The organism is Flavobacterium sp. (assembly GCF_044338735.1).
Taxonomy (GTDB): Bacteria; Bacteroidota; Bacteroidia; order Flavobacteriales; family Flavobacteriaceae; genus Flavobacterium.
Genome location: NZ_JBIIWV010000004.1, coordinates 19,653 through 31,322, shown reverse-complemented (window position 1 = coordinate 31,322; position 11,670 = coordinate 19,653). Strand labels below are relative to the sequence as shown.

At 34.0% G+C, this 11,670-nt stretch carries 12 protein-coding genes; 1 reads left to right on the top strand and 11 read right to left on the bottom strand.

What is annotated here, in order from left to right; all coding sequences use genetic code 11:
• Positions 1-236 precede the first annotated feature (236 nt).
• From ACIQZC_RS00795 to ACIQZC_RS00745, 11 genes are all read right to left on the bottom strand, one after another.
• The gene (locus ACIQZC_RS00795; RefSeq protein WP_396137331.1) at positions 237-764 is read right to left on the bottom strand and encodes a KdsC family phosphatase; all 528 of its coding nucleotides are present in this window, start codon (positions 762-764) and stop codon (positions 237-239) included.
• Positions 748-1,506 carry a Rossmann-like and DUF2520 domain-containing protein gene (locus ACIQZC_RS00790; protein ID WP_396137330.1) on the bottom strand — a complete coding sequence of 253 codons (759 nt, stop codon included), beginning with the start codon at positions 1,504-1,506 and terminating at the stop codon, positions 748-750. Before ACIQZC_RS00790 ends, ACIQZC_RS00795 begins: the two co-directional genes overlap by 17 nt.
• Before the next feature lie 380 nt (positions 1,507-1,886).
• Positions 1,887-4,316, bottom strand: a complete 2,430-nt coding sequence (gene pheT / locus ACIQZC_RS00785; protein WP_396137329.1) for a phenylalanine--tRNA ligase subunit beta — start codon at positions 4,314-4,316, stop codon at positions 1,887-1,889.
• A gap of 611 nt (positions 4,317-4,927) precedes the next feature.
• Positions 4,928-5,941 carry a proline iminopeptidase-family hydrolase gene (locus ACIQZC_RS00780; protein WP_396137328.1) on the bottom strand — a complete coding sequence of 338 codons (1,014 nt, stop codon included), beginning with the start codon at positions 5,939-5,941 and terminating at the stop codon, positions 4,928-4,930.
• 259 nt (positions 5,942-6,200) lie between these two features.
• Entirely contained in the window at positions 6,201-6,518 is a 318-nt protein-coding gene (locus ACIQZC_RS00775; RefSeq protein ID WP_396137327.1) for a hypothetical protein, read from the bottom strand.
• Between the two features lie 44 nt (positions 6,519-6,562).
• Positions 6,563-7,009 (bottom strand): hypothetical protein, encoded by a 447-nt coding sequence (locus tag ACIQZC_RS00770; protein ID WP_396137326.1) that lies wholly within the window; start codon positions 7,007-7,009, stop codon positions 6,563-6,565.
• Position 7,010: 1 nt separating this feature from the next.
• The gene (locus ACIQZC_RS00765; RefSeq protein WP_396137325.1) at positions 7,011-7,211 is read right to left on the bottom strand and encodes a hypothetical protein; all 201 of its coding nucleotides are present in this window, start codon (positions 7,209-7,211) and stop codon (positions 7,011-7,013) included.
• Positions 7,212-7,407: 196 nt separating this feature from the next.
• Positions 7,408-7,815, bottom strand: a complete 408-nt coding sequence (locus ACIQZC_RS00760) for a hypothetical protein (protein WP_396137324.1) — start codon at positions 7,813-7,815, stop codon at positions 7,408-7,410.
• A gap of 76 nt (positions 7,816-7,891) precedes the next feature.
• Positions 7,892-8,095: a hypothetical protein gene (locus ACIQZC_RS00755; RefSeq protein WP_396137323.1), complete on the bottom strand. Its 204-nt coding sequence runs from the start codon at positions 8,093-8,095 to the stop codon at positions 7,892-7,894.
• 81 nt (positions 8,096-8,176) lie between these two features.
• The gene (locus ACIQZC_RS00750) at positions 8,177-9,415 is read right to left on the bottom strand and encodes a hypothetical protein (RefSeq protein ID WP_396137322.1); all 1,239 of its coding nucleotides are present in this window, start codon (positions 9,413-9,415) and stop codon (positions 8,177-8,179) included.
• Positions 9,416-9,418: 3 nt separating this feature from the next.
• Positions 9,419-10,165: a hypothetical protein gene (locus ACIQZC_RS00745; protein WP_396137321.1), complete on the bottom strand. Its 747-nt coding sequence runs from the start codon at positions 10,163-10,165 to the stop codon at positions 9,419-9,421.
• A gap of 193 nt (positions 10,166-10,358) precedes the next feature.
• Between ACIQZC_RS00745 and ACIQZC_RS00740 the strand changes: the two genes are divergently transcribed.
• Complete coding sequence (locus tag ACIQZC_RS00740) at positions 10,359-11,603, top strand: hypothetical protein (protein WP_396137320.1); 1,245 nt, start codon at positions 10,359-10,361, stop codon at positions 11,601-11,603.
• The last annotated feature ends 67 nt before the right edge of the window (positions 11,604-11,670 follow it).

The following is an 11,670-nucleotide window of genomic DNA, read 5'->3' as shown; positions in this document are numbered from 1 at the left end:
TTTCCTACTGTTAAATTTTAACCACATAGACACATAGATTATATAGTGTTGCATTGTGTTGAGGCGTTGCACTTAGCAAAGTTCATATAGAAACAACGTTTTGTTTGTGGTCGGTTTTCATGTTTAGCTTCGCTCCGTTCGGCTTTGCCTTGGGTTAGGTTTCAAGACAATCTTTTATGATAGTTTTGCGTCCTTTGCGAAAAGTCTTAGCGTCCTTTGCGTTAAAAATCAATCTTTTAATCAAATTTCGCATCAAAATGCTCCATCCATTTGCCTTGCACTTTCATGACTTGTTCAATGACATCGCGAACAGCGCCTCTTCCGCCTTCGATGTGTGAAACATATTTGGAAATTCCTTTGATTTCTGGAACGGCATTTTGTGGACAAGTTGGAAGTCCTACTAATTGCATCACGTGATAATCTGGAATGTCATCGCCCATATACAATACGTTTTCTGGAGCAATGCCATAAATATCGGTGAATTCCTTGAAGGTTTCTACTTTATTGGGTACGCCCAAATAGATATCGGTGATGCCTAAATTGCGTAAGCGTACTCGTACCCCTTCATTGCTTCCGCCTGAAATAATGCAAACAGTGTATCCATTTTCAAGTGCGGCTTTCATGGCATAACCGTCTCTAATATTCATGTTGCGCAACATTTCACCAGTAGGCGTTACGTGAATAGTACCATCGGTTAAAACCCCATCGACATCAAAGACGAAGGTGGTAATTTGGTTCATGATTTCTTTATAACTTTTTGACATATTGTATGGATTGTGTAAGTAATTGATAGAGTTGTTTATCGTTTGAATCTTCTAAAAAATTCAAATGTTTTTCAATGGTTTTTGAATCGTGGCGCACCGCCGGACCGGTTTGTGCTTCTTCGGGTGATAGTGTCATTATTTTATGAGCCGTTTCCTGAATTAAGGGATGCAGCACTTCAAACGGAATGTCGTTTTTTTCACAAATCTCATGTCCCATGTGGTACATATGATTTACGAAATTACACACAAAAACAGCCGCTACATGCAAACTCTTGCGTTGTTCGGAAGTAATGGAAACTACTTTTTGTGAAATAGAATGGCCTAATTTTTCTAAAAGTTGGTAATCAATTTCATTTTCAGCTTCTATACAAATAGGAATTTTAGCAAAATCAATTGCCTTGCCTTTGGTAAAAGTTTGTAACGGATAAAACACGCCCTTTCTATTGTTGTCTTGCAGTACCGAAATATCCGAAGATCCTGAAGTATGCACTACCAGTCTGTTGTTAAACGGTAATTGGACGGCTACCTCAGCAATAGCATCATCTGACACCGCTATAATATAAACGTCTGCTTCGGTAATTTTTTGATAGTCATTCGTAATTTTATCCATTGGAAGCAATGCCGCTAAGGGTCTTGGATTACGAGCTACCGCTTGCACCAAAGCTACCTCTTTAGCCTGCAAAAACACTTGTATTAAATGCTGCGCTACATTTCCTGAACCAATGAGTACGACTTTTATCATGGTGCTAAAATAGTGATTTTTGGGGAAAAAGACAAGAGGGGAGTTTGGAGTGTTCAGTCGCAGTCGCAGTCGCAGTTTTCAGTCTCAGTTTTCAGTCTCAGTGTTCAGTCGCAGTCGCAGTTTTCAGTCTCAGTTTTCAGTCTCAGTTTTCAGTCTCAGTCGCAGTCGCAGTTTTCAGTCTCAGTTTTCAGTCTCAGTTTTCAGTCGCAGTGTTCAGTTGCAGTTTTCAGTTATTTTGTTATGGTTATTAGCCACGGATTGAAGGATTAAATAGATTTTAATCTGATGTTGGACGAATAAATTTTATAAAAAGCTATGAGCACTGCGACTGCGACCGACCACTGCGACTGCAATTGACCACTGATCACTGCGACTGAAAACTAGCGTAAGCTAGCGCCTAACTGGCTTTCAAAATTGCCTTGTAGTTTACTCATGATTTTATCAATTTGAGTATCGGTTAGGGTTTTTGAATCGTCTTGTAAAATGAAGCTTACCGCATACGATTTCTTTCCTTCGGGTAGGTTAGCGCCTTGGTACACATCAAATAAATTCACTTCTTTTAAAAAGCTTTTTTCGGTTTGTTTAGCAAGGGTATAGATTTGCTTAAACTGTACGTTTTCATCTACTAGTAATGCAAAATCACGACGTACTTCAGGATATTTTGGAATGTCGGTATATTTGATTGTATTGGAAATGTATTTTTGCATTTTACCCCAATTGAAGTCGGCATACAACACTTCTTGTTTGATGTCAAAGTGCTTGATTATTAATTTCTTAACTACTCCGAATTCAACAATTACTTCTTTACCAATAGCAAGAGCTATTCCTTCTGAAAATACATCGTTAGTAAACGGTAAACTGGTCACTTTTTGATCCAATCCTAAACGCGATATTACCGCCATAACATATCCTTTCAATAAAAAGAAATCAGATTTTTCTTGTGCTTTTAACCAACTTTCATTGTTTTTGTTTCCAGAAAGGGTAAGTGTTAAATGTTTCTCTTCTAAATAGCCTTCTGTGGTGTTGTGGTATGATTTACCGAATTCGAAGAACTTTAAATCGGTTCTTCTGCGGTTGCAATTGAACGCCACTGCTTCTAATGCCGAAAACAACAACGATTGACGCATTGCCGATAAATCGTTACTCAACGGATTCAACATGACTACATTATGCGCTGCTTCTAATTGTTCTGAAAGGGCTACATAATCAGGAGTTGTTAAAGAATTAGCCATCATCTCGTTAAATCCTAACGCACATAATTGACTGGCGGTGTGGTTTTGTATATTAAATTCTTCAGTACGAGCAGCATTGGCTACTGTAGCATTAAGCTTCCCTGGAATTTGAATGTTGTTGTATCCATACACACGTAAAATCTCTTCAATGACATCAATTTCTCTAGTGACATCTACACGATATGCCGGAATGATTAATCCAAGACCCGTATCTGAAATGGAACTAATTTTAATGTCTAATGACGCTATAATTTTTTTAATCGTTTCGGGTTTGATTTCTTCTCCAATAATGCTGTTCACTTTTTGGTAATTAATGAACACGCTAAAATCATCAATCTTTTTTGGATACACATCAATAAGATCCGACGTGATTTCTCCACCCGCAACTTCTTGAATCAATAAAGCAGCACGTTTCAACGCATATTCAGTTATGTTTGGATCAATACCTCTTTCAAAACGGAATGAGGCATCGGTATTCAAACCGTGTCTTTTTGCTGTTTTTCTAACGGAAACCGGATTAAAATAAGCGCTTTCTAAGAAAATAGCAGTCGTTGTTTCTGATACACCCGATGTTTTTCCGCCAAACACTCCTGCAATACACAAAGGTCCGTTTGCATCACAAATCATTACGTCTTCTTCGTGCAAGGTGCGTTCTACGTCGTCTAGGGTGACAAATTTAGTACCCGCCGCAACGGTTGAAACGTTAATTTTATTGCCTTCAATGTGTGCAGCATCAAAAGCATGTAGCGGTTGTCCTAACTCGTGCAATACATAATTAGTAACATCGACCACATTATTTTTTGGGGTTAACCCAATGGCTTTTAGTTTATTTTGTAACCAACTTGGCGATGGTTTCACCGTGATTCCTGAAATGGTGACTCCACAATAGCGCGGCACTAATTTACTGTCGGCAACTGTTACGTCTATTTTTAAAGTGCGTTTATCTACATTGAAATTACTTGCTGATGGTGTAATGAACTCAAATGATGTTCCTCGTTGCAACAAACCTGCTCTCAAATCGCGTGCTACGCCCATGTGTGACATGGCATCGGCACGGTTAGGGGTTAATCCTATTTCAAATACCTCATCGGTTTCAATATCAAATACTTTAGCTGCGGGTGTTCCAGGTTCTAATGCTGCGTCAAGAATCATAATGCCGTCGTGACTTTCGCCTAATCCTAGTTCGTCTTCGGCACAAATCATACCGTGGCTTTCTTGACCGCGTATTTTTCCTTTCTTAATTTCGAATGCGTTTCCTTCTTTGTCAAACAATTTAGTACCAATAGTGGCTACAGGAACTTTTTGTCCTTTCGCAACATTAGGCGCCCCACATACAATTTGAACAGGTGCGTTGCCATCGCCTAAATCTACTGTAGTGATTTTTAATTTATCGGCATCAGGATGTTTTTTACACGTAAGTACGTGACCAACTACCACGCCTTGCAATCCTCCTTTTAAACTTTCAAATGCATCAACACCCTCTACTTCAAGACCTAAATCGGTAAGTATGTCGGCAATTTCTTCAGATTTTAAATCGGTTTTAATGAATTGTTTGATCCAATTATAAGATATACGCATTTTGTATCGAATTTTTAAAAAGCAAAGATACTTTTAAAAATTAGAAATTAGAAATTAGAAATTAGAATTTTTGAAATTGTTGGGTGATGGGTGATGGGTGATGGGAGATGGGAGTGTTCAGTGTTCAGTTGTCAGTGTTCAGGTTTTCTTATTCCATTTCAATATTCGTTGTTCCTTGTTCATAGTTCGTTGTTCAGATGTTTAATAGCTTAACCACAATGAGCACAAGGGAGGCACAAGGTCCACGAGTGAGTTTTCAGTTTTTAGTATTCGGTGTTCAATTTAATCTAATTAATCTGTGAATCCATGGCTAAAAATCAACGTCTAGTTTGTCTTGCTGTTAAGCAACTCATTGTAGTGAGCTTTGTGCATTCCTTGTGTGCTTTGCGGTTAAATGATTATTAACCATATAAGTCATATAAGTTAGTATAAGTTGCATTGCGCTGAGGCGTTTCACTTAGCATAGTTCATATAAAATCAACGTTTAGTTTGACCAACTAAAGTAAGAAAGCACAAAATTCTAGTGAACCTTGTGCTTTCCTTGTGTGCTTTGTGGGTTAGATGCTTAACACTGTGAAACTTTGTGTAAACTTCGTGAGACTTTGTGTTCCCTACTTTTTCAGGAACGAAATTAGTCCACTGAAATACGTTTTTTGGTCGTCATACATACACATGTGGCTTCCATTTTCGCAATATAAATAGGTACCTTTTGGAGTCAGTTTTGCCATTTCTTCCATGTGTTTTGGATCCATAGTATCGTGTTGTGCGCCAATAACTAGGGTAGGGATGGCGATGTCTTTTAACTGGCCTTTTCTATCCCATTGTTCTAATTTTCCTGCTACGCCAAATTCGCTTGGGCCTTGCATCGTAACATATAGTGATTGATTCATTTTAGCAAACGAACGGTTTACCGGCTCTGGCCAGTTTTTTGCTGGAAAGCGTAAAATGTGTTTTTCATAGAAATTAGGAAGCAACAATTCCATGTAGCGTGGATTAGCAAAATCTTTTGCGGCTTCAATCTTTTCAATTTCGGCTAACACGGCTGGATTCATTTGCTTGGCTAAGACTTCGTCAGCATATTTTCCATATTCTGGGCAGCTTGACATCATGTTTGAAATGATGAGTCCTTTCATGTGTTTTTGATATTTTAAACTGTATTCCATTGCTAAAATGCCGCCCCACGAGTGACCTAGTAAATAGAAGTTGGTTTCGTCTAGTCCCAAGGCAATGCGCACTTGTTCTACTTCTTCTACATAACGGGCTAAATCCCACATGGATTCGTCGTTTGGATTGTCGGAATTCCCACAACCTATTTGATCGTAATAAATGAACTCAATGCCTTCGGCTGGTAAGAAGTTTTCAAAACACTCAAAGTATTCGTGCGTGCCTCCAGGTCCACCGTTTAATAGCAATACTTTAATTTTTGGGTTGTTACCAATGCGTTTCGTCCATACGTTGAACGTGCCTTTTGGCGTGGTAATCGGAATCATTTTAATACCTCCGGTTTGAACGGAATCTTTACTCTGAGCAAAGTAGTCGTTTGCTGCTGGTGTGGCTTTTTGATTGCAACTTTGTAGGACTAAAATGCCTACTAGAGCAAGACAAAGGTGAATTGTTTTTTTCATTTTGTTGTTTTTTTTAGTTGGACTAAGATAGGGATTTTTTTTAATTATCGGTTTTCGGTTGTCTGTTTTCGGTTGTCAGTTTTCAGTTGACTGTTTTCGGTTGTCAGTTTTCAGTTTTCAGTTTAGAAAATTGATAATGCACAATTGATAATGGATAATGGAACACTATAGTTAAAAGAATAACTAGGCGTTAAAGGATTGATTTTGAATAAAAGATGATGCAGGTTTTATTTTATTGCGATAGCTGTAGGGTAAGATTTTATCTAATTATTGAAAATATTTTTTTGGGTTGTTTTATAAATTCTTCGCCATTCCAATTGTATTGGTATATGACACCTTGCCCAGATAATGCAAATCCAGTCGTAAGATAAACGAAAAGCGTATTTTGATTTTCTTCTAGAAAATAAATGTTTCTAGAAAATGAACTGGATTTTAGTTTATGGGATTCTTTGACGAGTGGTATTTTTTTTGGTTTTGTAGGATTTCTTTTATCAATTTTTATTTTCCATTCAAAACACCCTATTTCTGTAATGCTGTCATATGAATCAGTATAATACTGAAAAAGCCATATTTTCATAGCTTTTGTTAAAAAGTGGGGGAGTGTATTTTGTGGTGTTACATTCACAATAAATAGGTTAAAATTTCATTCCAATTGGGAAACTTTTCTGAGCCATACTGAATCCATTCGCCCTGAAATTTATCTGCTCCATTGTTTGGTCGATCATCAATTAAAATATCTCCTCTAATCAAATCTTTTCGATGTGTTAGTATAAGTTTTCTGTTAATAACATCTCCAAATTGATCTTCTAGCCACAGTCGCTTATCTGTCCAAGCGGATGGATTATTCCAAGGTGCAGTGCTTAAAAAATAGATTTCATATTTATTTGAATTCAGCAGCTTTTGTACTGCAGTTACAGCACCTTCAATAGGTTGTAAGTTTCTGAAAATATGCGGTATGGTATCTGGATGTTCATCATAAGGAGGAATTTCTCTCAAAGGATGGGAATGCATTGCCGATATAAAATCGGCAATGACACCATCTAAGTCTATGTGTAGTATTTTTTTCAAGTTATATTTTGACACAACTTTTAATTCTTAATTTATCTGCTCCAGGAAACATTGAGGTCAGCCAAGCGGCCTCTACAATTTTTTTTCCATTGTCTGAGGTACATTTGCTTATTGTATCTGTATCCATCATTGTTTCGAATGTTTCTTCTTTCGAATGTCCTCTTGTAATTACATCTAGTCTTACTTTAACTTTCCACATCATAATTTTAAAATTTATTTAATTAACCTACTCCTTTTTAACGTTGATTTTCGGTATATTCCAACATCTTAATATTATTTTAGTATGCTAAACCAAATTGACTCTATAAACTGAAAATATTGCAACTCTAGAAAGTTGATTTGCCGAAATAAAATGGGCATTACCTTCATCTAGGCCTATGTATAGTGATTTCAGAATATTAATGCTCAAGATTTTCTTTAATAATATTTTCAATTTTCTTTGAATCTCCAATTGAAAAATCTTTTGCAATAATTTCTATAGCCCCCTTACTAGATATAATAATATTTGCATCAATCAACTTTCGATCAATCCTAATCGATGATATATTTTGAAACGACATAAAAACACGGTCTTTGCCTATCAAATATTTGTTGCGCTTAGTATAAGTTACACCTGTTTCATCAATATATAACTTATCAGGGGTAAGAATGTTACCCCCGAGTAAGATATTTGATGAAAATTCATGTGAAAAACTACCTTGAATTTTTTGACTAGACACGTTTTGGGACTTTAACCCAAAACCACAAGAAGAACAAAATAAATCCTCTAGTTCTGTTAGTATGCCACAATTAGGACAATATTTCATAATCGTTAAATTTTTTATAAGAAATATCTGATAAATAATCAGTGGTAATAGCCGATTTTAAGGAGTTCATTAGAACCTAAGCCTCTTCTTTATCAAAAGAACTCGACTGTGGAGAGGTAGATATTTTTACACCGAATTTTTCTTCAATTGCTGCTTTTAATTGACCATTTTGAGGGGTTGTATTAACACTAGACATCCCATCTAAAACAACATAATCACCAACTTTCATTTTTAATACAGACTCTGCATATTTGTCTTTTAATGTAAACTTTACTTTCATAATTTAAAATTTAATAATCTTTAACCTACTCCTTTTTAATGTTGTTTTTCGGTTTTTTTCAACAGTTTTTTTATAATGATTTTATCCTAATAATAGAAAATCACACGATTGAAATGTAGGTTCATAGTGAATAGTAAATCCTTTATCGCGATGAATATTTTGATCGGGTTCTACTATATCATTGTTGTAAGACAAATAACTTCCTACATATTCAGGACCTGATTCGTGAAAATCAGTTGCATTTGCAAATTTTAAAAAGGCTAATTTTGTAACATCAAAATCTACAGCATCAAAGTAATAATCAAAATCTACGATGTTATCATGCTCAACTGTTATGTTGCGTTCGCGTGTTTTATAATCTGTCAAACGTTTAGGTTGAATCCATTCGTTAAATAATAGAACGCCATTTGCAGCTTTACTTACTTGGAATTCGTCGCTATCTTCCATTTCGAATTCAGCACCATTTTTAGCCCAGAATTCTCTTGCTTTTGCAATAGTTTTAGGGTCATCTTCTTCATCAAAAATTTGTTCTATTTCTCCTAAAAAATCTTTTAATTTTTGACCTGATACAATTTCTTTTTCGTCAACTGTAATTGTAATTAAAGCATCATCTTCTATGATATTCACTTGTTCCCAAGACATATCCAAAATATCTTCATAAAACTGAAGATGACTCGCATTACCTTCTTTCACATTATTTAAAAATTCTGATAATAATGGACAGTTTGAATTGAATTGTTCCATATCCATATTTTCTAGGAAAATTTCCATGCCATCGCCATCATAAAGAGTCGTTTCATAGTACATCTTAACAAAATCCTCCATCGTTTCAATGTCATCTGTTGCATAAGATATCGCTTTTTCACATTCAGCATAAGCGTCATCACCTAAAATACCAAACATGTAATTTGATATTCGCCCACTGATGGTGATATTGACTTTATTTTCTATACCTGGAGCAGGAGCATCATTTACTGTTTCTACTTCTTGAATCTGTGAAGAAATCTCATACCCTAATTTTTTAGCTGCTGCTAGGAAATCGGCAATGTTTTCACCCCATTGGTTAGAAACCACTACATTAATCCCATTCTTTATTGTAAGTGGTTCATCTATGTTAAAACGTTTAGCATCTTTCACCTCCGAATCTTTTCTAATGAACCCCAAAGAACCCTGAATTTCATCTGAAAATACTTTTTGCAATTCTTCAAAACTAGGATTGTTTTTCGCGGCATAATCTTTTACGATTTCAAAAACTAATTTTCTTTTGTTCAAGTTTTCTCCAATACCTGCTACTGTGTATTTTGTATAATTTTTTGACATAATTTATTTTTTATTTAATATTCTTTTTGTATTCCAAATTAACATTTCTCTATATACAGAAGAAGTTGCACCTCCAGAAAGTTGATTAGCTAAAACTACAGGTATGTTTTTGTAAAAATAACAACCTAGTTCAGCATCTAAATTAACGGATGAAAAGAAATTGTTGACTTTTAATAACTTTGCTAAAGTGCCATTAAAAACAAAAATAATTTTAGGGTGAACCACTTCAATAATAGTATCTAAATGTTTGGCAAGAATTTCATAATTATCTTCGATGGTTTTTTTTATTCCATTTGAATCAGTATGTCTCAATTGGCAAAAATCATAATGAAAAATGTTTTCTTTAAAACTCGTCTTGTTTTCTATTTCAATAAAAAAGTTTTCTAGTTGTTTAAAATAGGGGATTCGTTCTTTTGAGTCATATTTTAGTAGCGCTTGATAATCAATTAGTTTTTTTGTTATCGCTGCTTTATTATTTAGATATATTTCTTTACGACCGTAATCGTGAGTTGACATTGGGTCGAATGTATCTTCAATTTCAAAAATAGTTGAGTGAATATGCTCTGCGAATTTATTAGTTAATGAAGGATTAAGCCCTACAATCAAAAACTGAATAGCATCAAAAGATCTAGAAACTCCATAATCTTCATCGTATTTCATTAAAGGAAACCAATTATTATTAACATTATGAATATTCTCTTGAATATATTCGTTTTCAATTTGCTCATTTATTTCTTTTATAGTCATCATTGTGTTTTATTTATTTAGTTAAAATAAATCAGGAATAATCTTCAATAATTTTTTGAACTAATCTTGCTTTTCCTAATCCATGTGCAACACCCTCTATCGAGTATTTTAAATTCTTTTATCTTAAAAAAAATATAATTCCAAATTTGAATTATTAATTCCATATATTTGATACACATTTGATACATATTAAACAATGATTGACTATATAAAAAAACTAACAATAAAAAATGCTGGTTTTGATATTACAGATCGAGGTGATTGCCAATTATTATCGGAATTGATATTAGAAAAAACCGATGAATTGATTAGTTACAATACTTTAAGAAGGTTGTTTGGTTTAGCAACTTATGTAAAACCAAGTAAAAATACGTTGGATACACTTTCTCGATTCAATGGCTATAAAGATTATATTCATTATTTAAAAATCAATCCCTACGAGGCCTATTGGAGTGATAAAGAGAAGTTATACCATATATTACATGAAGATTCTGAAAGTATTCTTCATTTTATAAATGGTATGGATTATAGAAGTGAGCAGGCACTTGATTTTATGATTTCATTATGTCGGGAATTGGTTTATTTAGATAAGCAAACATTATTAAATGAAGTATTTCATTCCGACTTTTTTAATGAACGCCATTTTAGTTATTCTGAAACGTTGCATTTTGGAAATTCGGTTGGAATGTTATTTAAAACTTACTCACTTTCCGATGATAAACTGTTACTGAATCCTAATTTTTTGAAATATGTATATTGTATTTATGTAGATTATTCGAATTTAAATGGCTATTATGGTGATTGGTGTTTGTATGTTATCACAACTACTACAGATATTCAAATCAAATGTTTTTCTTTGGCAGTTTTAGAATTAAAAAAATATTTTAATGGATTGCCTGTTTCCTATGATTTTTTTAGTTCCATAGTTATATCAGATTTTCATTCCATATTAATTGGAAGGTTGTTTTCAGTACAATTACTTTCAAATCAATATGGCTTAAACGATATCACAGTCTTTTTTAACACCATTAAGAAATCTCCGCCAGAAAATGTATTGGATTATTTATATGAACCCATTATTGTTGCGTTACTTTCTAGAAATTTTTTACTTATGGACATGATTTTGAAATTCATTTCAAATGAAAAAGTAAAAGTTAACTATTATTATCATGAACATCATATGAATTTATTTCGTTTATTGACTTTATTCAATTCTAAATTTGAATCTAATGAATTGACTACAATGAAAAACAAAGATTTTGTTTTAGAGGAAGGGTATTTTAAATATAGTTATAAAGAAATTATTATGTTGCTTATTTATGTTTATAAATTTCATACTAGTGAGGATACTGATTTTCAATTAAATGCATATAAGTTGCTTTCTAAAAAATTAAATTATCCTTTGTTTTCAAAAGGGTTTATAAATAATTATTTTAATTGATTCCTTGTTTTCGGTTGTCAGTTTTCGGTTGTCTGTGGTCAGTTTTTAGTTTACTTATTCCATTTCA

Excerpts from the sequence above, each read along its gene's own strand:
- ACIQZC_RS00795 (WP_396137331.1), bottom strand. The coding sequence starts at position 764 with ATGTCAAAAAGTTATAAAGAAATCATGAACCAAATTACCACCTTCGTC.
- ACIQZC_RS00790 (WP_396137330.1), bottom strand. The coding sequence starts at position 1,506 with ATGATAAAAGTCGTACTCATTGGTTCAGGAAATGTAGCGCAGCATTTA.
- pheT (WP_396137329.1), bottom strand. The coding sequence starts at position 4,316 with ATGCGTATATCTTATAATTGGATCAAACAATTCATTAAAACCGATTTA.
- ACIQZC_RS00780 (WP_396137328.1), bottom strand. The coding sequence starts at position 5,941 with ATGAAAAAAACAATTCACCTTTGTCTTGCTCTAGTAGGCATTTTAGTC.
- ACIQZC_RS00775 (WP_396137327.1), bottom strand. The coding sequence starts at position 6,518 with ATGAAAATATGGCTTTTTCAGTATTATACTGATTCATATGACAGCATT.
- ACIQZC_RS00765 (WP_396137325.1), bottom strand. The coding sequence starts at position 7,211 with ATGATGTGGAAAGTTAAAGTAAGACTAGATGTAATTACAAGAGGACAT.
- ACIQZC_RS00760 (WP_396137324.1), bottom strand. The coding sequence starts at position 7,815 with ATGAAATATTGTCCTAATTGTGGCATACTAACAGAACTAGAGGATTTA.
- ACIQZC_RS00755 (WP_396137323.1), bottom strand. The coding sequence starts at position 8,095 with ATGAAAGTAAAGTTTACATTAAAAGACAAATATGCAGAGTCTGTATTA.
- ACIQZC_RS00750 (WP_396137322.1), bottom strand. The coding sequence starts at position 9,415 with ATGTCAAAAAATTATACAAAATACACAGTAGCAGGTATTGGAGAAAAC.
- ACIQZC_RS00745 (WP_396137321.1), bottom strand. The coding sequence starts at position 10,165 with ATGATGACTATAAAAGAAATAAATGAGCAAATTGAAAACGAATATATT.
- ACIQZC_RS00740 (WP_396137320.1), top strand. The coding sequence starts at position 10,359 with ATGATTGACTATATAAAAAAACTAACAATAAAAAATGCTGGTTTTGAT.